This window comes from Leptospirales bacterium, assembly GCA_019694655.1.
GTDB lineage: Bacteria > Spirochaetota > Leptospiria > Leptospirales > Leptonemataceae > SSF53.
The window spans coordinates 37,131-60,280 of the sequence record JAIBBN010000016.1 but is presented as its reverse complement, the minus strand read 5'-3'; the positions used below and the strand labels follow the sequence as shown (position 1 = coordinate 60,280).

General features: G+C 59.6%; 22 protein-coding genes. 4 read left to right on the top strand and 18 right to left on the bottom strand.

The window, feature by feature from the left end:
* The 3 genes from K1X75_16090 to K1X75_16080 all read right to left on the bottom strand — a co-directional run.
* Nucleotides 1-258 (bottom strand): hypothetical protein (locus K1X75_16090; GenBank protein ID MBX7059585.1); only part of this gene is annotated, 258 nt, incomplete at its 3' end.
* 294 nt (nt 259-552) lie between these two features.
* The gene (locus tag K1X75_16085) at nt 553-1,368 is read right to left on the bottom strand and encodes a LamG domain-containing protein (protein ID MBX7059584.1); all 816 of its coding nucleotides are present in this window, start codon (nt 1,366-1,368) and stop codon (nt 553-555) included.
* Between the two features lie 97 nt (nt 1,369-1,465).
* Nucleotides 1,466-3,031 (bottom strand): hypothetical protein, encoded by a 1,566-nt coding sequence (locus K1X75_16080; GenBank protein ID MBX7059583.1) that lies wholly within the window; start codon nt 3,029-3,031, stop codon nt 1,466-1,468.
* Between the two features lie 324 nt (nt 3,032-3,355).
* Here K1X75_16080 and K1X75_16075 point away from each other — a divergent pair, with 324 nt between their 5' ends.
* Complete coding sequence (locus tag K1X75_16075) at nt 3,356-4,066, top strand: SRPBCC family protein (protein ID MBX7059582.1); 711 nt, start codon at nt 3,356-3,358, stop codon at nt 4,064-4,066.
* 223 nt (nt 4,067-4,289) lie between these two features.
* Here K1X75_16075 and K1X75_16070 read toward each other — a convergent pair whose 3' ends face one another.
* The 4 genes from K1X75_16070 to K1X75_16055 form a co-directional block, all read right to left on the bottom strand.
* Nucleotides 4,290-4,724, bottom strand: a complete 435-nt coding sequence (locus K1X75_16070; protein MBX7059581.1) for a hypothetical protein — start codon at nt 4,722-4,724, stop codon at nt 4,290-4,292.
* Nucleotides 4,725-4,776: 52 nt separating this feature from the next.
* Entirely contained in the window at nt 4,777-9,264 is a 4,488-nt protein-coding gene (locus K1X75_16065; GenBank protein MBX7059580.1) for an efflux RND transporter permease subunit, read from the bottom strand.
* A complete protein-coding gene (locus K1X75_16060; protein ID MBX7059579.1) occupies nt 9,261-9,791 on the bottom strand; it encodes a hypothetical protein in 531 nt (176 codons plus the stop codon). The genes K1X75_16065 and K1X75_16060 overlap by 4 nt, the downstream gene beginning before the upstream one ends.
* A 198-nt stretch (nt 9,792-9,989) precedes the next feature.
* On the bottom strand, nt 9,990-10,664 hold the full coding sequence (locus tag K1X75_16055; protein MBX7059578.1) for a TetR/AcrR family transcriptional regulator: 675 nt from the start codon (nt 10,662-10,664) through the stop codon (nt 9,990-9,992).
* Between the two features lie 157 nt (nt 10,665-10,821).
* On the opposite strand from K1X75_16055, the gene K1X75_16050 reads away from it, so the two are divergent.
* Nucleotides 10,822-11,601 carry an alpha/beta hydrolase gene (locus K1X75_16050; protein MBX7059577.1) on the top strand — a complete coding sequence of 260 codons (780 nt, stop codon included), beginning with the start codon at nt 10,822-10,824 and terminating at the stop codon, nt 11,599-11,601.
* 12 nt (nt 11,602-11,613) lie between these two features.
* Here the strand turns inward: K1X75_16050 and K1X75_16045 are convergent, their stop codons facing one another.
* The 9 genes from K1X75_16045 to K1X75_16005 all read right to left on the bottom strand — a co-directional run bounded on the left by K1X75_16045 (nt 11,614) and on the right by K1X75_16005 (nt 20,188).
* A complete protein-coding gene (locus K1X75_16045; protein ID MBX7059576.1) occupies nt 11,614-12,057 on the bottom strand; it encodes a PaaI family thioesterase in 444 nt (147 codons plus the stop codon).
* Nucleotides 12,058-12,082: 25 nt separating this feature from the next.
* The gene (locus K1X75_16040) at nt 12,083-13,210 is read right to left on the bottom strand and encodes an ABC transporter permease (protein MBX7059575.1); all 1,128 of its coding nucleotides are present in this window, start codon (nt 13,208-13,210) and stop codon (nt 12,083-12,085) included.
* 4 nt (nt 13,211-13,214) lie between these two features.
* Nucleotides 13,215-14,348: an ABC transporter permease gene (locus tag K1X75_16035; GenBank protein ID MBX7059574.1), complete on the bottom strand. Its 1,134-nt coding sequence runs from the start codon at nt 14,346-14,348 to the stop codon at nt 13,215-13,217.
* Nucleotides 14,345-15,310, bottom strand: coding sequence for an ABC transporter ATP-binding protein (locus K1X75_16030; GenBank protein MBX7059573.1), 966 nt, complete (start codon nt 15,308-15,310; stop codon nt 14,345-14,347). Before K1X75_16030 ends, K1X75_16035 begins: the two co-directional genes overlap by 4 nt.
* A complete protein-coding gene (locus tag K1X75_16025) occupies nt 15,307-16,230 on the bottom strand; it encodes an ABC transporter ATP-binding protein (GenBank protein MBX7059572.1) in 924 nt (307 codons plus the stop codon). Before K1X75_16025 ends, K1X75_16030 begins: the two co-directional genes overlap by 4 nt.
* Entirely contained in the window at nt 16,214-17,101 is an 888-nt protein-coding gene (locus K1X75_16020) for an efflux RND transporter periplasmic adaptor subunit (GenBank protein MBX7059571.1), read from the bottom strand. The genes K1X75_16025 and K1X75_16020 overlap by 17 nt, the downstream gene beginning before the upstream one ends.
* The gene (locus tag K1X75_16015; GenBank protein ID MBX7059570.1) at nt 17,098-18,474 is read right to left on the bottom strand and encodes a TolC family protein; all 1,377 of its coding nucleotides are present in this window, start codon (nt 18,472-18,474) and stop codon (nt 17,098-17,100) included. Before K1X75_16015 ends, K1X75_16020 begins: the two co-directional genes overlap by 4 nt.
* On the bottom strand, nt 18,471-19,205 hold the full coding sequence (locus tag K1X75_16010; GenBank protein ID MBX7059569.1) for a TetR/AcrR family transcriptional regulator: 735 nt from the start codon (nt 19,203-19,205) through the stop codon (nt 18,471-18,473). Before K1X75_16010 ends, K1X75_16015 begins: the two co-directional genes overlap by 4 nt.
* A gap of 101 nt (nt 19,206-19,306) precedes the next feature.
* Nucleotides 19,307-20,188 (bottom strand): hypothetical protein, encoded by an 882-nt coding sequence (locus tag K1X75_16005; GenBank protein ID MBX7059568.1) that lies wholly within the window; start codon nt 20,186-20,188, stop codon nt 19,307-19,309.
* Between the two features lie 119 nt (nt 20,189-20,307).
* On the opposite strand from K1X75_16005, the gene K1X75_16000 reads away from it, so the two are divergent.
* Nucleotides 20,308-20,820, top strand: a complete 513-nt coding sequence (locus K1X75_16000) for a TMEM175 family protein (protein MBX7059567.1) — start codon at nt 20,308-20,310, stop codon at nt 20,818-20,820.
* Between the two features lie 112 nt (nt 20,821-20,932).
* Here the strand turns inward: K1X75_16000 and K1X75_15995 are convergent, their stop codons facing one another.
* Together K1X75_15995 and K1X75_15990 are read right to left on the bottom strand one after the other, a co-directional pair.
* Nucleotides 20,933-21,532: a hypothetical protein gene (locus K1X75_15995; protein ID MBX7059566.1), complete on the bottom strand. Its 600-nt coding sequence runs from the start codon at nt 21,530-21,532 to the stop codon at nt 20,933-20,935.
* 62 nt (nt 21,533-21,594) lie between these two features.
* Entirely contained in the window at nt 21,595-21,981 is a 387-nt protein-coding gene (locus tag K1X75_15990) for a VOC family protein (GenBank protein ID MBX7059565.1), read from the bottom strand.
* Between the two features lie 107 nt (nt 21,982-22,088).
* On the opposite strand from K1X75_15990, the gene K1X75_15985 reads away from it, so the two are divergent.
* A complete protein-coding gene (locus K1X75_15985) occupies nt 22,089-23,099 on the top strand; it encodes an NAD(P)-dependent glycerol-3-phosphate dehydrogenase (GenBank protein MBX7059564.1) in 1,011 nt (336 codons plus the stop codon).
* Nucleotides 23,100-23,150 lie beyond the last annotated feature (51 nt).

Here is a 23,150-nt window from a genome sequence, read left to right as displayed (position 1 = left end):
GCATTCATAGCTAGAGAAGTTTTCCGAAGAGAGGAGACGTTCGCCCGCCAGCAAAAGAAAAGAAGAATAAAGCTTTCGCCGGCCGCATTGCGCGAAACGCGCGAACACGACGGGCCTTTCGTTTATCTCATTCTGTGCGACTTCGTTTTCTTGGCCAATCCCGGTGATAATCCGCTTTCGCCTATTTGCCGCATCCGTTGACAGGTCGCCTTCGTCTTGTCCGCACCGCGCCGCAAATAGACGACTTCGTCTTGCCACGCTGGGCACTATGGAATCCGTACTTTTACCAGCGTCATCCTGGCTGATCAAGCCCGGGCAGCAAGGAAAGCCAGATTCCGGATCTGTTTGCGGAGTTTCCGCGTCGCGCCCGGCACGGCTTCGCCAGGTGAGTCCCAGGAGATCATTTTCCGCGGACTCGCCAGGAGGGGCGCACGGGCGAGCCTGGGACTGCGCGGGCGTGGTTTCAACACTTTTATGGCGGCTATTAGTTTGCTGCCTGAAGATTTTCCAGCCCTGGTCGCGGCGGCCTTCGCGCTTGAATTGCGTCGCGGTCTAATAGCACGCTGCAGCAAAGTGAGCGGCAATTTGCGCCGCTGGCAGTGCGACGCCGTAGATGGCTGCGGCGGCAAGTCGGCCGCCAAAGAACTCGGCAGTTGACTGACTGTTGGCCAGTTGAATGCGCGTGGCAGGTTGCGTTATGCTGTTGATGGCATTGGGCGCGGGATTCAGTGGCAGGCTTTGCTCTACTGCGTTTGTGAATAGCCTCCACTGACCGCCATCGCGTTCCAGTACAACATGAGTCCATTGCTGCACCGGCGGCGTATAAGTGGAAACACTGGCGGCGACGCCGCCGCTGAGCAGGGTCAGGGCGCCGGCCGGAGTCAGATAGATGCCGTAGCCTTGCGTGCTGGTTTCTCCGTTGTAAAATACGTCATGAATCGCAGAAACGTCGCCGTCCCAGTACATCCAGATTTCCATCGATATGTTGTCCAGCTGCGTGGTGGCATAGGTAGGTGCAGTAATATTTGTAAACACATGCGATGTACCAATAGCTCGCGAGGAACCGTCGGGCGCAAATCCGTCCAGCCCGGGCGTGACGCCGGAAACGAATGTGAAGTTTGGAGCGCCGACGACGGCGGCGCCGGTTGTGCCGGATTGTTCGTCCAGCGGCCAGTAAGCGATCAGTCCGGAGCTTGCCCTAATCGCACTTGAGTAGGAGGCGCCGCAGCCGTTGCCCAGGGCCAGCAGTGAAAGCTCCGGATCTGAGTTCGTGTCGGCCGGAAAATAGGAACACGCCATCCACGCCGTCGCTTGAAGAACGACGAGCGCCAGCATTCTGATCGAAGGCCGCGGCTTTTCAGCCTTCATTGCGCAGTTTCGCATACGATTCTCGGTCGCCTCGCCGGGCAGCATGGCCGCGCGGTTCAAGCAGAGCCCGGCCAACGGGGGGCAACCCGGCCAAACCTCAAAGCGGAGCGATCTCAGGAATGCTTGCCGGGCGTTCAGAAGGCGATACGCCCGTATAGGCCGCCGGCCGCGCCAGATAGTAAAGGTTGTTAAGCAATATATAATCCAGGCCGTGGAAGGTCCAGCGCAAAGGAGACTTCTGGTCATGCTCCTTCTTGGGCTGCATGAAACGATTTTGTGAACTCCATCCGGGCGTTCCGTCGGCGGAGGTTCCTCCATAGGGCGCCGCGCTCAACATCGCCACAATCTTGGATTCCACATTCGGCGGCAGGGCCCCGCCCTCATGCAGGAGGCCATGCAAGAGCGGATACAAGCAAAAATCGTTAATTGGCGCCAGGGAGGAAAGCAGCGCTGTGGTCTGCGCTCCCCAGCCGTGGCCAATGGCAGCCAGCGACATGGCCATATGGATGTTATCCGGCGTTGTCGGTACGGCCGCAAGCTGCCAGAGTCGAGCATTGGTCGCGCTGACTGGGTGGCTTTGCCCGTTGATCCACGCCCCGGCCAGATTGAAACCGCCGGCGAAGGCGCGCGCATCATGACCGCGCTCGACCAGGTCCATGTGGTTGACATCGACAGGACTGTAAGGGTTGAACCAGCGCACACAGAAGGGGCAGATGCCCAGCGCGTTCAGCTTGGGCGACACCGGCTCCTCAATGAGCCAGTAGATCTTCTGGCGAATCGGCTCGCCGAAGATCTCGCCGGCATTGATATGGCCGCGATCGAGATAAGCGACAAGCTGTCCGCTCTTGGCAATCGCCCAGTTGCGGAGATTGCTATTGTTATACGAAAGATCTGCAGGAGCGTATTGTTTAATCAGCGCCAGACCGATCAGCAAGTGGACAACCTGATCCTGGCTCATCTCCTTGTTCTTGCGTTGTTGTGAGGCGCGTGCGACGGGCGGCAGCACAAAATCCGGACCCCAGGCGGCTGTATAGTCGGACTGACCGGAACTCAGCGATAGCTTCTTTCCGGTCGCGGCGGTCACGTCATCGCGAATGAAAAAGCCAGGAGTGTCCGGCCATTGATAACCGGCTGCGCCGTAATAGTTGGCCACGCGAATCGGATGGTCGCTCCACATCGCCTGCTCGCCAAAGCGATCCAGTCGTTCCAGCGCCAGCAGCGCGCAGTAGAGTTCTCGCGTTGCGTTGTGGACGTCGCCGGCGCCGCCAAAGCCGGGGTATTGCTGCGGATGACCCAGCATATAGAGCTCTGTGGCCAGCGCGCCCATGTACCAGCCAAGCTTGGCGGTCGCGTCGCCCCAGGTCGCCCAGCGACGGCCATCGGGCAGGGTGAGAATGCCCGTCGCCGGCAAACAGCTGCCTTGCTGGTTGTCGAAGGCTACGAACTCGTTGCGCAGGCGCGCACGATAGTTCCAGTAGCGTTGGATGTTCACCTGAGCCGGAGAGACCCCAGGCAGGAGCAGCTCGGGAGGAATTGTGCTTTGATATGTGAAGCGCGGCTGGACGTATCCGCCAGACGCAGGCGTATCTGCCGCTACGACGCCGGACAGGAGCAGACCGACCGCTAGAGGCAAGGATACGATCAAGAAAATACGAACCTTCACAAAAATTCTCGATGCGAAGCGGATAGTACCATGCGCCAGCAGGGGGAGATCGCACATGGCGGCGCAATTCTATTTTAAGCAGAGATTAAAGTTATGGTATTTTCGATGTCTGTCAGCAGTTTTCCCCGCCGCTGCCGCGAAATATTGATCGGCGAGCCGTGCGGCGCTCGTTAGTTTCCCGACTAAGACTTCAATGCTTAGCCGGGATTCAATGCAAGTTCAGCGGATTCCCTTGAATTGCTGTGCCCGATTTTTCTTGATCGCAAACCGGAGATACTCCGGAAACCTGCTACACCGCTGCGTCTTGCCCTGGCCGCCAACGCCTTGTTTTCGCTCGCTTCCGCTGCCCTGATGCTTTTGCAGCCGGCTTTGCCGGGCGCCTGGCTTGGCATTCAGGCGACGTTGATTTACCGAGTAGTAGGCGCCGGCCCTGCGCTCTTTTCTGTGGAATTGTTCTTTCAGGCTTTGCGTCCGCGAGTTTCTACCTGGCGGGCATTGCTTGCCAGTATTGCGGATTTCCTGTGGGTCGGCGGATCTCTGGCGCTGCTCGTGGCTGTTCCTGAGCTATTTTCAAATCAGGGAAACATCCTCGTTCTGGCGACGGCTGGCGTCGTGCAACTATTTGGTCTCTGGCAACTCTGGGCGGCGGGCCGCGCACATCGCAGCGCTCGTAATGGCGAGTATCGTCATTGCATCGTCGTTGAAACAAATGCGCCAGCAGACCGTATGTGGCGGATCGTTGGCGATTTGGGAAAGATTGAGAACTACATGCCTTCGCTTAAATATTCGACCTTACTCGAAGACAGGGATCCCGGCGTCGGCGCGGTGCGCGCTTGTGAGAATCAGGCCGGGCAACAATGGCAGGAGGAATGCATTGAGTATATTCCTGGCCGCAGTTTTTCAGTGCGTTTCCTGGCGGAAGCCCCGGGCTTTCCCTTTCCGGTAAAATCGATGCGCGGAGGATGGGAAGTGAATCCGACGGACGGCGGATCCCAGGTCATGATCTGGTGGGAGCTCAAGCCAATCGTCTGTTAAAGCGAAAGAAGCTTGCCGGCAACCTTGAGCCTGCCTGCCATCGTTCGAGGTTCGCCACGAAAATCCTGAGCATGCATTCGCCGATTGGATGGCTGGATTCGAGCCGCGCGCGGCTAGCACAAGAGGGCGGTAGTATGCGAATCGATGGGCAGTTGCGGGCTGACGGCGCAACTGCACAGACGCAAGATCGAATGCTCCGATCGCGCCGTTTCCTGGCTTCTCTTCAGGTCTGGCTGGATGGAGAGCCCATAGGCGATGACTTAGCTTTGCTTAAAATCAGCGCGGCGAAAAAGCAAAGTAGCGATAGCAGCAAAAGTCCGTCGGCAAGCAGATGAAAAAACAAGATCGAAATGCTTAGCGCAATCGAAGCGAAGATAGTCGCTGCCCACAATGCCTTCGCGTCGCTGGCGATTGCATTTGCCAGAATGAAACTTTGAGCGCCCAGTGTGAACATCAAGAACCCCATCATAATGCTGAATCCAGTGTGGAATTGAAGCAGATTGTGCTCGCCAAGCAATTGGATACGAAAAGCCCTCATCTCAGCCAGCAGCTGCAAGAGCGCCGCGTCGTCCGGGCGAAGGGCTTCCGCCATTAGGTGCAGCACGCCAAGCAATAAGTAGGCAACTGAAGCCGCCTGAATCAATCGTTTTGCTTTCATCGTTCAGAATCTCCCTGTGACTGCGCAGTCAGTCGCTACGCTTACTCCATTCTCAAATGCGTCTGTGCAGCTGGTTTGATTGGCCTTTGCTGTTCCTGGTCTGGGAGTCGTGCGGCGCAGTCGTCGTCGGTTCCGGCGAATTGTCAGGCGCCACAGACAGATCGCCGCGCGCCAGAGCATACTCAAACCAGGCGCGGCGCCAGGCGAGAGGCGCCAGGGCCAGTTTTTCTTCTTGAGTACGCAGCAATTCTTCCGCTTCAAGCAGCGTCGACAGCGAGGATCGGCCGCTGCGATAGCGCTCCAATTCAATAAGAACGGTTTGCCGTGCGTTGCTTACCGACCGGCGACGACCGGCCACTTCACGTTCCTGTTCGCTTAAGGAAGCGCAGGCCAGCTCCAGCTGAATGCGAACTGCGCGTTCAGCGTCAGCCTGCAGCGCCCGCAATCCGCGCAGTTCGCTTTCCACCGCGCTTCGACGGGATGAGCGCGTAGCGGACTCAAAGATAGGCAGCCGCAGCCCAAGATACAGGGAAAACCAGTTGTTGGTTGTCAACTGTCCGCTATCTTGATAAACCCATTGACCTCGAGCAAAAATCGAGGGCAAGAAGGGAAGCTGCAGAGCCTCGAGCTCGCGTTCGCGAGCGCGAATTTGAAGAGCCAGGGCTTGTAGATCGTAGCGCCGTTCTCGACTTGCGACGATCTCGCCTTCCAGCGGAACACTGGCGCGTTCGGGCAATTCGGCATCAAGGCCTGCCGCGTTCGCTGGCATTTCCAACCCGACGCTGCGACCCAATGCCAGTAACGCAACCGGGCGCTTTTGTTCAAGCGTTTGCAATGCGCGATTTGCTTCATCGACGGCAATCTTCAGGCGCAACAAATCGGACTGCGAAACCATGCCTAGCTCGTAGAGTCGTCTTACCTCGCTGCGTCGTCGATTCAGATTCTCCACAAAACGTTGCAGCGAGCTCCGATGAACGTCAAGCTCCAGCACATCAAGGTAGGCAGTTGCGGCGGAAGCTACAGCTTCCTGGCGTGCACGCTCGGCGCGAAGCGCCGCGGCTTTCGCCTGATATTCGACGGCGTATACCCGGTAGTCCATATTCTCAGGATCGTAGAGCGGCTGAGTAATTTCAATGCCGGCCTGCGGAACGACGCGACGCTGTCCTCCTGAGTCTCCGGTCAAGGGCAGCAAGGGCGTGCGGACTGTCAGGCGACGATCGCGCATTTCTGTTCCGGCCACTACGCCGACCTGTGGCAGATAGATACTGCGACGGAAACTTTGGGCATCGTATTCTCGAGCTTTCGCTTCCGCGGCGGCCTGTACAGCCGCCGGCGCCTGCGCCGCCAGCCGCAGGGTCTCTTCGAGGCCGAGCAATCGGACGGGCGGCTGCGCAGCAAGGGCAAGCGGCGCGGCCAGGGCGGCCATAGTGATCCACGCAAAGAGTCGGCCGCGCAGCCTGCTGCGTAGATACGAAGTTACTGGCGTCGATGGCAGAGTCGTGTCGCCGGACCGATCCGGAAACAGTAGCGAGTAAAGCGCCGGAATTACGACCAGAGTAAGCCCGGTGGACAGCGCCAGTCCGGACATCAATGACCAGGCAAAAGGCGGCCAAAGCGTGGCTGATGTAAAGGCCAGCGGCAGCAGTCCGGCAATGGTCGTGGCCGTGGTCAAAAGAATTGGTCGCATGCGTCGCTGTATTGCGGCAACCATGGCCTTCCGGAGATCCATGCCATCGTCGCGGCGAAAGCGATCAAGAGCATCGAGCAACAATATAGCATTATTAACTACAATTCCAGTCAGTGCCAGCATCCCCAACAAGGCAGTGAAACCAAAAGGCTGCCTGCTGAGCAGCAGCCCGGGGGTTACGCCAACCATGGCCAGCGGAATCGTTGCCAGAATGATCAACAGCTTCTTGATTGAGCGGAATTCAAAAAGCAGCGAAACAAAGAAAAGCGAAAGACCGGCGGGCAGCGCCCTCAGTATCGCCGTGTTAGCCTCGGCGCTGCGCTCCGCCTCGCCGCCGTAGCTGATGCGAGCGCCAGTTGGAAGGGCTTGTGCCTGCAAACGGGCGCGAAATTGCGACAGGGCCTCGGCCGCCGTGGCGCCTGGTCGCAGCTCAGCGAGCACGCTGACCGTTGGCTGGCGATTGCGACGACTCAGTACAGCTGGTTCAAGTTCAACGACAGGCGTCGCCAGATCAGAAAGTCGCAGGTTGGCGTCGCCAGTGCGTGCTATGAACGATTCCTTCAAACGTATTGCCGAAAGGTTTTCGCCTTCCACCGAACCGATTTCTATGGGAATAGATTCATCGTCGCCGCGGAAGTCTCCTGCCGGCAAACCCCGCGTACGTCCAAGAACAGCAGCGGCGATTGCATCGCGACTGAGACCGCGTTGCAGTGCATTAGCGTCGCCTATCTGGAAGCGGAGGCTTAACGAGCCCGGACCCATATCGTGCCGCGCCGCGGTTGCCGCTGGCGTCTGGCGCAGAACGCCAAGAACCAGGTCTACGGCATCGGCCAGATCGCGCCGGCTTTCTCCGGTCAGTCGAATCTCAACTGGCGCCGGCGAGGGCGGGCCCTGTTCCAGAAGGCGAGCGACAACCAGCGCTTCCGGCGCCAGTCGGCGGCCAAGAGTTTGCGCCAGCGCAGCGATGCGCGGCGCATCTTCGGCGCGGCGCAGGCTAACGAGAATTTGAGCGACGTGGGGACTCTGCGGGCTGCGTATCAGATTGTAGTAAAACTGCGGCAGACTGCGCCCGGCAATTCGCGTCGTTGCCGTGACCGCTGTATCGCGGCGCAATTCTCGGTCGATGCGGTCAGCGATATTCATGGCAGCGTCAATGTGCGCTCCCTCAGTCAGGTTGATGGCGACGACCAGTTGATCGCGATCGGCGCCTGGGAAAAAGCGCTTCTTTACCGCTGAGAAACCGACAACCGCAAGCAAGACAACTCCAAATGCAACGACCAGAGTGCGCCAGGGTCGAGAATAGGAAAGCGATCCCAGGCGCAGTCCGACTGGCCCGGTCCAGGCCCACGATCGGGCGCCGCCGGCGCGCAGCGTTCTGGCGGCCAGCGGCGGCGTCGTCACAATCGATATACAATAACTTACTATCAGAGTCAACATGGCGATCAGCGGGATGGCGCGCGTAAAATCGGCCGTCCCTCCGGTGGCGCCCAGCATGGGCAAGAATGCGGCCACCGTTGTGCCTGTGGAGGCGGCCAGCGGCAGAGCGAAACGCTGCACGGCTTCGGCCGCCGACTCCAGCGGCGCCAGTCCGCGATCAAGACCCTCCTGCACCGCCTCCGTAACTACAATGACGCTATCAATCAGGATGCCAAGGGATAGAACAAAAGCGGCTACTGCGATCTGGTGCATCACGCCTCCGCTGCTGGCGTAGAGAAACAATGCAACGAGGGCGATGCCTGGCACCATTGCCGCTGCCAGAGCGCCGGCGCGAAATCCCATACCGACGATGACGACGGCCGCCACGATCAACATGCTCAACCCCAGATTGCCGAGCAATTCGCTAAGCCGGCGGCGTACATAGTCAGGTTGCGCTGCAATTTCCTCGACTGCCAGCCCGCGGTATTCGGGCTGCCGTTTCATTTCCTCGCGAAAGACCGCCAGCTCCTGACGCAATGCGCGGCCCATTGCAATCAAATCGATATTGTTTCGGGCCACGACGCCGACCAGAATGGCGCTATGGTCATTGTATGCGGCGATCGTGCTCGATGGCTTTCGTTCGCCCAAGGCAACATGGGCGAAATTTCCCAGCAATCGCACCTCGCCGTTCGCCAGCGGCACTGGCAACCGAACCAGCTCTTCGGGGCTGGCAAAAGAACTATTGGTGCTCACGCCCACACGCAGATCGCGGATGTGCAGCGCACCTGCGGGCAATGCACGGTTCGAGCCTGAAATTGCGCGCGCCAGCTGGTTGTAGTTTAGGCCCTGAGCAGCCAGTTGACGGTCATCGACGTCCACTCGCAGCAGGCGCTCTGGGTGACCAAAAAAGCGGACATTGGAAATCAGCGGATTGCGCAGCAAACGACGTTGCAATTCGCGGGCGAAGCGATACAGTAGCAATCGGTCTTCACTGCCGCTCAACGAGAGTACTACCGAATCCAGATCCAGCACCGAGCGATTGAGCTCTGGCGCCTGCGCGCCGGAAGGGAAATCGACGCGGGCCTTTTCCAGTGCAGTCTGCACGTCCCGCCACGCCTCATTGATCTCCGACTCCTCGGTTAGCGCATCGCGCAACTCGATTGTGAAGATGGCAGCTTCGCGTCGAATCGTCACGCTCAGATTCTTGATGTCGCTGATGTCGGCAAACTGCTCTTCTACAGGCAGCACGATCAGGCGTTCAATCTCTGCGGGCGAGCCGCCGGGATAGATGACGATCAGGTAGCCGTTGCGTTCCTTGAGCCGAGGATCTTCCTCTTTGGGCATGTTCCGCCAGGCAAGCAGCCCGGACAGCGAAAGGGCGACCGTCAGCGTCAGAAATAGCATGCGCTGATCAACAATCCAGCGTGCGGCGCTCATCGGCGCTCCTCGGCGCGGTCGCCATCAAGCAGCGCATCGATTCGCTCCACGGCAACTTTCTCTCCAGCACGTACGTCGCCAACCAGGAGTACGCGACCGGTCTGAAGCTCCTCGCCAACAGCTTCGACGCCAATGCGGCGCAGTTTACCTTCACGCAATACGAAAATCCACGCGCGCCGACCATCTGGAGCGTAAATGGACTCAATAGGCGCCGCGACGCCCGCTACGCTCAAATGCGGAAAGCTGATCCTGAGCGTCAGGTACTCGATCAGGCGCGCCGGAAACTGGAGGCGAAGCACGGCCTGGCTGCCGGTCGCTGTAAGGACCTGCGCTGGAATACGAGGCCGGCTGAGCAGCGGCGCTGTGGCCGTGGCGCTTTCGCCAGGGCGGATGACGCCGGCCAGCGCCGGCGGCAATGCAAGATGCAGATGGTAGTTTCGCAATCCGTCGCCGGCCGGCGATCCAGGTTCGGCAACTGCCGCAAGGGCGGGAGCGACAGTGACCGCGGCCAGAGTCGCGAAGCGCAATCTCCAGACATCTGTTTCAGCCTTCGCGGCGCTGCCGCCGCAAGAGGCAAACATTGCCAGCAGGGCAGGCGCCCAGACGGGGCGCAGGAAGGCCCAGATTGACCGGCTGCGGTCCAGGGCGCCGCAACCGGCGCGAACGACGTTCTGCATATAAACATAACATATAAAATGAACACCGTTCAGACAGCAACAAAAAACTCAGCGCCTCGATCGGGCGCGGCGGGCCGGCTGCGGCTGGCGGGCGCGCAGCAGCGCTTCGGCCATGTCCAGCGTAAGCTCCACGCTACGACGCAACACGCGCTGACGTTCCTTTTCCGGAAACATTCCCAGCCGATCGCGCAGCGCCAGAGACACTGCTCCGTGCACTTGCGACCAGAAAAACATTGCCCCCACGTTTTCATCGGAAAAGGGCAAGAGCTCTGCGTCGATACACTCGCGAACCGTGGCGCGCAGGAATTCAAAAGAGTTCTCGCCCTGCATCCAACTCTCAGCGGCGCGCATCGGAGCTCGAATGATAAACATCAAATCATAGTGTTCAGGATGCTTGAGAGCAAACTCAAAGTAAGCGTGCGCCAGCTTGCGCAGTCGTTTGAGCGGGTTTTTTTCGGCGCCTGCGACTCGCTGCATAGTTTCAAAGAAGAGGGTAAAGCCCTGATCTTGAATGGCGTACAGAATGTCGTCCTTGTCTTTGAAGTATAAGTAGATGGTTCCGGGGCTGTACTCAATAGCGGCGGCGATGTTGCGAATCGAAACAGATTCGTAGCCCTTTTCCAGAAAGAGCCTGGTGGCCGCGGCGATAATGCTCTGGCGCATTTCCGCCTTCTCGCGCTCCTTTCGCTCCTGGACGCCCATGACCTTCAGTGCTGAACGCAATTCAAACGCTAAACACTGAGCAGGGGTCAAGCTGCTTTTGGGCGCACCCGGGGATCAGGGAAGCAGCCATTTGTAGTACTGGGTTGAGCCGCCCGCTTCAGTCATCCCCGATGCTTTTCCTCTTGCCGCCCTTGCAGCCCGGCCCCAGCTGCAAAGCTTGAAAGAGCCCTTTCAAGTTCAGCTGCCTCGAGGCGCGATTCACGGCGTCACGCTCCATCCGCTGGAATCCCCGGTCGACGATCCCGTGTTGCTGTTTCTCCATGATGCGCTGGGCAGCGTCGAACAGTGGAAGGCCTTTCCGGAGCGGATTTCCACGGCGCTTGGACTGCGCGCGGTGGTTTACGATCGACTTGGTCACGGCAAGTCGGACGCCATGCCCGCAAAACGTGGCATCGATTACCTGCACCTTGAGGCGCGTGTCGTATTGCGCCAGTTAATCCAGAAGCTGGAACTACACAAGGTGATTCTGATTGGCCACAGCGACGGCGCCAGCATTGCTCTGTTATATGCTTCCATGTTCGACGACGTCTGCGCCGTGGCCGCGATGGCGCCGCACGTAATGGTCGAGGAATTGACGCGCGAGGGAATTCGCAATTTCAAGCGCGTCTACGATGAAAAGGGCCTGGCAACCGGCTTGCAGCGCTTTCACGGCGCCAAAACAGCCGCTCTGTTTGATGCGTGGCACGATACCTGGCTTTCGCCGGAATTTGCATCCTGGAATATCGTGCCAGAGATGTCGAGAATCCGGCAAGCGTTGCTGTTGATTCAAGGTCAGTCCGACGAATACGGGAGCGCGGCTCAGATCGAATCAATTGCCCGGAATGTGCAGCAATCGCCGGCTCAGCTGCTGCTTCCCAACTGTGCGCATTTTCCGCATGTGACTGCACGCAGGATCGTAGAAGAAGCGATCTGTCGCTTTGTGAGCGGTCTTTTGTGAGCAGGAACGAAGTCAGCGCTCCAGGATGCGATAGCCCATTTCCGGGCTGAGCTTCATCTTACTTTTCATGAATTTTCCCTGGCCCTGCGCAATCGCTTCGCCAGCGGCGTTGTAGAGGACCGCTTCGGCAGTAAAGATGGAACGCGCTTGCGATACGACCTTGCCCTGGGCGACGACTTCGCCGGACGAAACCGGCTTCATGATACGCACGTCAAAGGTCGCCGTCAAAACAAAGACGTCCTCCACCAGAGAATTGACCGCAAAAAAGGCGGCATTGTCCAGAGCCAGAAAGTAAAGCGAACCATGCATGGCCCCCGCCGCGTGGAATAGCTCTTCACGCACCGCAAGAGTCATTCTGGATTCGCCGCTGGCGATTGAAGCGCGCAGCCCGGTGAGCTTGATCACCGGCGCCGAATGCATCATGTTTTCCAATTTTCGAAAGTGCTCATCGCTCACAGTTCTGCTCCGTCGATCGGCCAATTCAGCGCAACATTCGTTTGAAGCGCAAGGCGCCCAGACCGTAAAATAGAAAGGCAAGTCCGGCAAGGGCGACCAGATTCCATTTGATCTCGGCAAAACCTGCGCCTTTCAGGAAGATCATGCGTTGCGCGGCCATGCAATAACGCATCGGATTGACAATCGTCAGCCAGCGAATGGGCTCCGGCATGTTGGCCAGCGGAAAAAAGAAGTCGGATAGAATCGTTGCCGGCAGCAAAAAAGCGAATACCGTTAGCATGGCCTGCTGTTGCGAAGCGCTGACCGAGGAAATCAAGAGCCCCAGCCCAAGCATCACTACCACGTAGAGCGCATCCAGAGCGCTGAGCGTGGCAAGCGAGCCAACAAAGGGCTGACCGAACAGGAAGACGCTGGCCGCTGTTACCAGTGCGGCTTCAAGCAGACCGATGACGGCAAAGGGCGCGGTCTTGCCCAGCAGCAATTGCCAGGGGCGAATGGGCGAGACGACCAGCTGATCAAAGGAGCCGGTTTCGCGCTCGCGGGTGATGCCCATTGCCGTCAGCAGCATAATCACAGTGGTCAGCACCATTGTGCCAATACCGGGCAACAGGTAGTAGCGCGACTCGCCGCCGGGATTGTACCAGAGTCGATCGCGCAGTTCGACGCCGCCGCGCGAACTCAGGGCAATCGGCGACAGCGAACGCGGGCGAAGCGTCGCAGCGGACTGCACAGCAACAATGCGCTGCATGTATCCCAGGGCGATGCCGGCAGAATTGGAATCGCTGCCGTCCACCAGGGCCTGCACCGTGGCAACTTCGCCGCGATCAAGACGCCGCGCGTAGTCCGGCGGAAAATAGACTGCAATGCGCGCCGCATTGTTGCGCAGCAGCTCCTCGCCGCGCGAAACATCAGGGCCCAGGTAGACGAATCGAAAGTGATCGTTGGCGCGCAAGGCATCGATCAATTCCCTGCTCTGTAGCGTGCGGCTGGAATCGATCACGGCAATGGGCACATTGCGCACTTCATTGGACACTGCAACGCCAAAGATCGTCGTCTGAATCAACGGTATCAGGAAAATGATTACCAGCATGCGTCGGTCGCGCAGCGTCTGTAAGAATTCTTTTTGGATCAATGCCAGCAGCGGACGAAACATAAGCTCAGGCCACCCTCTTCTTCAAACGCCGCGAGGCCATCAACAGCACGGCGCAGGCCAGCAGCGCCAGCATCAGCAGTTCCGCCCAGATCGTGTCAATACCCTCGCCCTTCAGAAAAATGGTTCGAAACACCAGGATCAAATGCCGGGCAGGGACAATGTAGCTGAGGGCGCGCGGCGGCGCCGGCATCGATTCAATGGGAAATACAAAGCCAGAAAGAAAAAGCGCCGGCAATAGCGACGACATCAGCGCCGCCTGCATCGCTGGCAGCTGAGCGCGCAGCGCCGCTGAAAGCATCACGCCAATACCCAGCGTGACAATGGCAAAGGCCGTCGCCGCTACCAGTAGACTCAGCAGGCTGCCGCGAAAAGGAACGTCGAAAAGCCAGGTTGCCAGAGCTGTGGCGGCCAGCGTCTGGACGACGGCGATGACGGCGTAGGGAACGATCTTGCCCAGTACGATCTCATGCGGTCGCACCGGCGTGGCAATCAACTGCTCCATCGATCCGCGCTCCCATTCGCGAGCGATCGTCAGCGAGGAAAGCAGCGCAGCAATGACCGCGAGGGCAATCACAATCAGTCCAGGCAGGGCGAAGTGTCGACTGCGCAGGTCCGGATTGTAAAGGATGCGCGGCGTCAGCTGGATGCCGCCCTGCAGGCGCACGCCAAAGCGATCAAGTCGCTGCAGCGTGACGCGTCGCGAGTAGTCCAGCACAAATAGCTGCAGATAGTTGACGCCGATGGCGGCGGCATTGTTGTCCGATCCGTCGACAAAGGCCCCGATGGCCTGATCCTCGCCTCGTTCCAGACGGCGAGCAAAGCCGGCCGGTATCAGCAGGGCGATCTTGATCTGTCCGTGTTCGATCGCATCGCTGAGTTCCGCCTGGCTCAAATAGTTGTGCGGCAAAAACCAGTCGCCGGCGCCCAATCGCATGGTCAATGCACGGCTGGCCTGCGTGCCATCGAGGTCCAGCACGCCCAGGGCGATGCGGTCTACGTCAAAATTGACAGCATAGCCAAACAGCAGCACCAGCACGGACGGCATGATCAGCGCAATGTAGAGCGTGCGTGCATCGCGGCGGATATGCAGCCACTCCTTCCAGGCCATGGCCAGCAGACGCAACAATGAGGCCTTCAAGACGCGGCTTCTCCGATCGTTTGGTTCTCTCCAATAATATAAACAAATACATCTTCCAGACTGGGGCGGATTGGCTGCGCCACAGTGCGGCCAGCGCCGGCTGCCTCTGCCGCGGCCTGAATGCGGCGACAGAGTCGCGCCGTTTCCGCCGCCTGTCGGGTGCGTGCAATGGCATGCAGATCGCGGCCAAAGGGATCGATGCGCAAGAGCTCGGGAAAGCCCTGCAAGGCCTGGCGGGCGCGCAGCGGGTTCTGGCTCTGGATGGAAAGGGTCGCGCCGATTATGCTGTTGTCCTTCAACTCGGAGGGCGAGCCCAGCGCGGCTATGCGCCCGCGATGCAAGAGGGCGATGCGATCGCACTGCTCGACTTCGTCCATGTAGTGGCTGGTAACAAATACCGTGGCGCCTTCGTCGCGCAGTCGGAAGATAATGTCCCAGAAGGTGCGGCGCGCCTGTGGATCGACGCCGGCGGTCGGCTCATCCAGAAAGATGGCCCGCGGTCGATGCAGGATGGCGCAGCCCAGCGCCAGTCGCTGCTTCCAGCCGCCGGATAGTTCGCGCACCGGCCGCCGCGATTGCTCGCGTAAATCGGCCATTTCCAGAATCTGCTCTTCGCGTCGTCGCAGTTCGCGGCCGCCCAAACGGTAGACGCCGCCGTAGAATCGTATATTTTCAACAACTGAGAGGTCGCTGTAGAGGGAGAATTTCTGCGACATGTAGCCGATGATCGACTTGATCTGGTGCATGTCGCGGCCTACGCGCAGCCCCTCCAGTTCGGCCTCGCCGGAGGTCGGCGGCAATATGCCGCAAAGCATGCGAATGGTGGTGGACTTGCCTGCGCCGTTGGCCCCCAGAAATCCAAAAATGGCGCCGCGCTGCACTTCAAAGCTGATCGAGTCGACAGCAACAAAGTCGCCAAAGGTCTTGCGCAGCAGATGCGCCTTCACTGCCAGCGCGCTCATGTTGCGCCGCCGGACTGCAGATGCATGAAGAGGTCCTCGAAGGATGGCGCGACTGTATCGCGCCGTACGCCGCGCGGCAGCGCGCTGCGCAGGGTTGTAGAATGTCGGCGCTGATCGATGATGAGGTGTGCGCTCTGCCCGGCAATGTAGGCCGCCGTGACCGGCGGGCCCAGCGCTTGCAGTTTCTGCACCAGTTCCGGGAGGCCTGTCCTGTCGTCAGGCTGACAGCGAAAGATGCGGCCTTCCAGTTCTCCAAGCAAATCCGCGGGCCGTCCCTCGCGCAGCAGCTGGCCTTTCCATAGCAGTCCGGTGCGATCACAGCGCTCGGCCTCATCCATGTAGGGCGTGCTGACCAGCGTGGCCACGCCGCGTGTGGAGAGTTCAAAAATCAGCGCCCACAATTCGCGCCGCGACACCGGATCGACGCCGTTGGTAGGCTCATCCAGGATCAACACGGAAGGTTCGTGGATCAGCGCACAGGCGATGGCCAGTTTCTTGTACATGCCGCCAGAAAGAGCGGCGGCGGGGCGATTGCTGAACTCTTCCAGTCGAACAAATTGCAAGAGCTCGGCGGCCCGTTTTTCGCGCAGGGCGCGGGGGATGCCCTGCAACTGTCCGAGGAATCGAATATTTTCGGCAACGCTCAAATCGCCGTAAAGTCCAAAGGCCTGCGGCATGTAGCCAATCCGCGCCCGCGCGCGATCCGCATGGCGACGAAGGTCTTCGCCGCCGACGCGCACATCGCCCTGGTCGGCTTCCAGCGCGCCCACCAGCAGACGCAGCATGGTGGTCTTGCCGGCGCCATCCGGTCCTATCAGGCCGTAGATTTCGCCAGGCGCCACCGTAAAGGAAACGCCATCCACTGCCCGCTGTGCGCCAAAGCTGCGCACGGCATTTTGAACTTCAATGAGCGCTGTCATCTCCAGCCTCCGGCGCGGCTGCGGCGATAAGCACCTGACCATCGGCTGGCATGCCTGGCTTCAGCGCCTCGTCGTTGTTTTCGATGGCCAGGGTGACAGCAAAGACCAGTCGCGCCCGCGCCTCAGCGGTCTGCACGTTGCGCGGCGTGAATTCGGCTTCATTGCCAATGATCGAAACATGTGCGGCGCGCGGTTTGGACAGGCCATCGACGGCGACCAGCGCTGGCTGCTGCGGCCTGATACGCGCCAGATCGCGCTCCGATACAAAAATGCGCAGTCGAGCCGACTTCAGATCGCCAACCACGGCTACCGCCGCTCCTGGCAGGACCACTTCGCCGGGCAGAAAGTTGCGACGCAAGACGCGCCCGTCGACCGGCGCATAGAGATGCGTTTCGCGCAGTCGCGACTCGGCGCGCGATCGCGTGGCGCCGCTCTGCCTGCTTTGCGCCGCCGCGGCATCGCGCTGCGTACGCGCCACATCGCGGCGCAAGCGCGCGCGATCCAGATCCTGCTGGGCAATCACTCCGCTCTGGAAGAGCGTCTGGGCGCGGCTCAATTCTTCGCTGGCATTGGCAAGGTTGGCCTCGGCCTGGGCTACATTTTGTTGCGCGGCGGCCTGCGCGGCGCGCGTGGCGCCTACGTCGGCGGAAGCCTCATCGGCAACCAGCGTTGCAATCAATTGACCGCGACGGACCAGTTGTCCCTCTTCTACGTGAATGGTTTCTACGCGCGCCCCCAGCAGCGAGGCCACCTGGTATTCGTCGATTTCAATGACCCCGGAACCGGCGATGGATTCTTTGCTGCCCTGGCAGGCAAGAACGAATAATAGAGTAACTACAATGGATTGATATTTCCAAAAGTTTCCATTCATGGTTGTGAAGACTCCTGCGCCGACGCCGGCGAAGGCGGCGCGCTCGATTCAAAGATTCCCGATTGCAAAGCGGTGAGCTGTTCCCATTGCGCCATGGCAATCAGCCACTCGCTGATGGCGCGCAACTGGTCGGTGCGCGTTGCAAGCAGGGCCAGTTCGGCATCGGAAAGATCGCGCTCCGAAGCAGCGCCGCTGCGGCGCGCTACATCTGTCGCATCGCGCACGGCCTGAGCCCGTTCTACATTCTGGCGGCGCGCTGGCAGCGAAGCCTGCAGGCTGGCAATGGCGTCAACGGTTCGCGTCCGCAGATTGTCCAGCTCCCGTTCAGCATTTTGCAGCTGCAGTCGGGCATTCTCGGCCTCAACCTCGGCGCGCGAGATTTCGTTCTGAATGCGACCGTGTTCAAAGAGCGGCATGGTTAGCTGCATGGAGACGGAGTAGCCTGTATCATAGCGACTCTGTCCCAGATGCGGTCGATGCAGATCGGCGCCGGCTGCGGCGCTGATCGTCGGCAGCATCTGTCCGCGCGTTGCTGTGACGTTGGCTTCGGCCATCTGCACTTGCAATTGCGCCGCGCGGAGGCGTTCCGAATGTCCCGATTGATCGCGCAAGTACTGCAGATCCGCGGGGCGATCGGCGTAGGATACAAGGTCGCCGCTCAGCGCGGGACCGGACTCTTCGGGCCAATCAAGGGCCAGACGCAGAGCGGCGCGCGCGGCGCGCGTGCGATCACTGCGTTCATTGCGGGCCACGCTGGCGTCGGCCGCTTCGGCGCTGAGTCTCAGCAATTCCAGGCGCGGAATAACGCCGGCGGCCAGTCGTTTCTCGGCATCCAACCGTCGCTGCTCGGCGCGCGCGGCATTCTGCTCGGCCAACGACTCAATGCCTTCAAGGAGCAAAGTCTGGAGGAACAGGGTGCGAACCTGCAGCCGTGTGGCCCCGGCGGCGTCGGCCTGCAGGCGATGGCTGAGTTCTTCGCCAAGACGCGCAATTTCCTGCGCCGCCTCGATGCGGCCGCCGGCATAGAGCGTTTGCCTCAACTGGACGCCGTAGGACGCGACCTCATGGCCGCTGGTCAGATCGAGTTCGACGCCCGGCAGGAGTTCGCGCTTTGCGCCAGGCGGCGGTTGCATCCAGGAATATTGTAGAACGGCGCCAAGCTTTGGCCAGGCGGCGGCGTCGGCAATGCTGCGATTGAGTTCGGCGATTCGCGTCTGGTTTTCCTGAATATGCAGCGCCGTGTTGCGTGATAGCGCGTAGCGTTCGGCTTCGGCCAGACTGAGTGCAACGCCTTGTTCCTGCGCCAGCAGCGAGACGCCGGCGCAAAAAAGCGCGATCGGCAGTTGCAGATAGAACGAATGACGGCGTATCATGGCTTTGCCCTTTTTCGTTTGCGGCCGCCAGCGGCGGCTTTGCGATTCGCGTTTGTGCGCCGTGGCTGTCGTCGGATAGCGGCCAGTCCGCCGCTGAGAATGGAAACGATCGTCTCTCGATAGAGCAGCGGGTCGAGTTCCACAAACTGCTTCCAGCCCAGGGTCTCCTGGAACATGAAGTAGCCCATAAAAGCCCCCTGAATGACGCGAAACAGGGCGTAAGCGTCGATTTCGCGCCGGCGATCGGCGGGCAGCAGCGAATGCAAGCGCTGTGCGGCGGGGTTCCAGGCGTTACGGTGCAGCGCCTCGACGACTCTGCGCTGTTGTTCCAGCGGCAGCTGCGAGGAGCTGAGCAGCAGCGCACGAAACATCTCGCCGCTTTCCGGTCTGGCAAAGATGCGCGCCAGAGACTCAAAGAAAACCTGCAGCGTGGCGTCCAGTTTGCCGCTGCGAGGGGTCTCAATCGACAGCGGCGACAGAATCTGCGGACTGATCTCCTGTATTTTCTGAATCAACGCTGCCGTCACCAGCTCAACCTTGTTGGGGTAGTAGTGATAGAGCAGCGCTTCGGACACGCGCGCCGCCCTGGCGATGTCGCGGATGGAGGCGCCGTGGTAGCCCTTCTGGCAGAGGACGGCAAAGGCCGCCTCGCCAATGGCAAGGCCGGTTTCTTCGGCGCGAGCCTCGGCGCGCGAGGGCCCGGGAACGGCAGGGTCTTCTGGAGTATTCATTTGGTCTCTGATCAATCGATCGTTAAGTGACTGACCGATCGTTCAGTAGCTAAGGCGCCGGCCCTGGCTGCGTCCAGCAAAAAAATTTGACGATCTGTCCGCTAGGGTTCCGTGCGCAGCGTAACCCCAATCGTCAGATAGCTATTGTAAACGCTGCGACTGTTGAATTGATCGGCTTTTAGAGCGCTGAACTGGTAGGAAGTCTCCAGATTGAGAGCAATGTTCCGATGCAAGTAGAAGTTCAGTCCGAGGCCGCCGCCGTAGGAAAAACCGCGTCCGTTCTGAAGCGTGTCGTTTGCCCGCGTCAGATCCGGAGAGTAGCCAGCATGCGCTTTTCCGGAGGCGAAGGCGGGACCGCCGCGCAGGATAAGGTAAGGATCAAACTTCTGCTCAGGAAATGGATGAAGCGAGAATAAGAACTGTAGCGATGCGACCGAAAGGAGGCTCGTATAGGTAGGGACCGGCTCCAGTATCTGGCGAGTAATACTCAATCCGCGAACCACATCCTGGCGGCGCACAAAAATATTAGAGACCGAAATTGTGAGACCCGCGCCTATATGAGAATTCAATCCAAGTTCAAGCTCCGCTGCAAAGAGGCCGCCACTTTCGTAATTGGAATTGAAAACGATTGCGGGGAGGCTGGGAATTGCCGATTCCACCTGACCCAGTTGCCCGCCAAGCCGCAGCGTCCGGTCGTACAATTTTTCATGGCGAACAAATGATCCTCCGGGAGCGGCCAGCGCGGGACCAGAGTATAGCCGCAGCGCCGCCTGATTGGCGGCGAAACCAGGCGGGGCCTGACGCGGCGCTTCCGGTGGCAGCACAGCGGATTCAGCGGGTGACGCAGCCGCTGGTGCAGCTGGCGACGACGATTCAGCGGCGCTCTGATCTGCGCCCTCAGCCTGCAGCGATTGAAGGCCCAGCGCCCAGATCAGGAAGAAAAGGGCCAGGCGGATCGTTCGATCCGTTGGAGCTATTTGCATTTGCATAAATTCTGAGGAAATACTGCGAAATCAATCAATTTAGTTTCGCCCCTGCTCCGTCAGGCTCTGGCCACTTTTTTGATTGCCTTCCGCAATAGAGCAACATGCGCTCCGTTCCCATGACCCGGAACCGACTGGAAGCCTTCAGCGACGGCGTGCTGGCCATAATCATTACGATTCTGGTGCTGGAAATGAAAACGCCGCACGGCGAAAGCTTTGAGGCCTTGCGGCCGCTGATTCCCGTTTTTCTGGCATACGTGCTTAGCTTTTTGTATCTGGGCATTTACTGGAACAACCACCACCACATGTTGCATACGGTGCGCAACGTATCCGGCAGCATCCTCTGGGCCAATCTGCATCTGCTGTTCTGGCTCTCGCTGCTGCCCTTCTTTACCGGTTGGATGGGCGAGAATCATTTTGCGGCGGCGCCTACGGCGCTTTATGGAGTTGCGCTGCTGATGGCTGGCTTTGCCTATTTGCTCCTGCAGCAGCGCATCATTGCCAGCCAGGGCGAGGATTCGCCGCTGAAGCGCGCCGTGGGCAATGATTGGAAGGGAAAGGTTTCACTGGTTGGCTATTTGTTGGCCATCCCAGCTGCATTTCTCTGGCCGCAGGTTTCACAGTCGCTCTAGTTGCTGATTGCACTCTTCTGGCTGATTCCTGATCGGCGCATCGAGCGTGTTCTTAGCAGCGAAACAAAGTAGATTGACCAGTGTAAATATTGCCGTTCGCGCCAGAGATAGTTCAGCGCAGCAGGATGCGCAGCCGCTTGCATTCGCCAGGATCCAGGATGCCATTGTTGTTGGCGTCGATTGCCGCCGCCAGGTACAGCGTGCGTCCGCCAAGAGCGGCAATGGGCGATCCTTCGCCTTGACCTTGCAGAACGACGCTGGCAATCTCCCAGCGCAGAAGCAGTCGGTCGCCTTGCTGTCTAACCAGCGTAGCGCGGCAGTCGCCGCCGGGCGAGGTCTGACAGAAGATATAGTGCATTGCATTCTGGTCGAGGTAGAGCTGCGTGTAGCCGCCGCGCTCTGCAGCCAGTCCGCTGCCTGCAGCAAAGAAGGGGATATCATCGTAGCGAGCGCCATTGCGAATCTGATCAAAAATGCTGGATGTCTCCCAGGCGACAAGACGCAGCGCGTTCCACTGCGACGCTCTGGCGCCGTAAGGCTTCAGCACAAATACCAGCCGCAGCGGCCGCGCGGAAAATTCGTACTCCGCCAGGTCCGGCGCGCTCGATAGATCGACTACGCCGTCTGTCGAAGCTTGTCTTGAATAACGGTAGACCGGTTGCGCGGAGAGCATGCCCGGCAGGAGCAGCAGAAGCAGACCCGCTTGCAGCAATGACCTTCGGCAGCGCGCTTGAGGCCAATTCCAGAACTGGAGGCAGCGGCCGGCAAGGTTGCTCAGCGTTGCCAGGCTCTTGGCTCCCATAGTTCGACCTTGTTGCCCTCAGGATCCTGAATCCACATGAAGCGGCCGTTCTCATGATCCTCCGGACCCTGCACAATAACGACCCCTGCCGACTGCAACTGCTGGCGCATTTCTTCCATATTGTCCACGCGATAGTTGATCATAAAGGAAGACGAGCCAGGCTCGAACCACTTTGTGGACTGTTCGGCGACGTGCCAGACGGTCAGGCCGCCGTCGCTGGCGCGGTCGTCGGACCAGCGCAGAATGGCGCCGCCAAAGTCGGCCAGTTGCAGGCCCAGATGATCGCGATACCAGGCGGCAAGGGCCTGCGGGTCCTTCGCCTTGAAAAATACGCCGCCGACTCCAGTAATCCGGGCCATGAGCCCATCCAGCGCCGGCCCTCGGAGTTCTGTCAAGCCAGGCTGCGGCATCCCGGCGGACTTGCGCCGCGCTTGACAGCGACCAGGGCCTTCGGCCGATTCAGACCATGCAAACAGCAGTAATTGGCTCCGGCGCCTGGGGAACCACCCTCGCCAAGATCCTGGCCGAAAACGGCCACAGCGTAGACCTCTGGTGTCACGACCAGGCCCTCGCCGACGACATAAATCAGAAACATGAAAATGTTCAACTATTTGCAGGAGTAAAGCTTCCTGAAAACATTCGCGCCGTTACCTCCTTTACCGAAGCAGGCGCCGGCAAGCAATTGATCGTCGTGGTCACGGCGTCGAAATTCATTGGTTCTACCGTAAAGGCGCTGGCGCCGGTGCTGCCGCCGGACGCTGTTATTGCGTCGGCCACCAAGGGACTCAATCCCGGCGACAACAAGCGACCCTCCGAACTGCTGCGCGAAAATCTGCCGCCGGAGCGCTGGCGCTACATTGCCGTACTTTCCGGACCGAACATCGCCCGCGAGATTGCGGCGCGCAAGCCGGCGGCTACGGTCTGCAGCGCGGAGAATCTGGAGACGGCGCAATTTGTCCAGAAGGCATTCAGCTCGCCCTATTTCCGCGTCTACACCAACGATGATACGGCCGCGGCGGAGTTTGGCGGCACCTTGAAAAACGTCATCGCTATTGCGGCGGGGATTGTGGACGGCCTGGAACTTGGCGACAATGCCAAATCAGCGCTGATGGTGCGCGGCATGGTGGAAATCATTCGCTTTGGAACGCACTTTGGCGCTCGCCCGGAGAGCTTTTACGGACTGGCTGGCATGGGCGACCTGATCACCACCTGCAGTTCGAAGATGAGCCGCAACCACTACGTAGGCGAAAACCTGGCCGCCGGCAAGACCCTGGATGAAATTCTGAAAGGAATGACCGCCGTGGCTGAAGGCGTGGAAGCGGCGCGCTTGATTTTCGACATCGCCAAACGCGAAAAGATCAGCATGCCGGTAACCGAGCAGGTGCATGCCATACTCTTTGAGAACAAGCCGGTCGATCGCGCCATCCTGGAACTGATGACTCGCGATCTGAAAGGCGAATCGGTGAGCGGCGCATGACAGAAATCATTTGCTATTGCGCAGGCGCCTGTCGCCGTAGCGCAGCTGGAG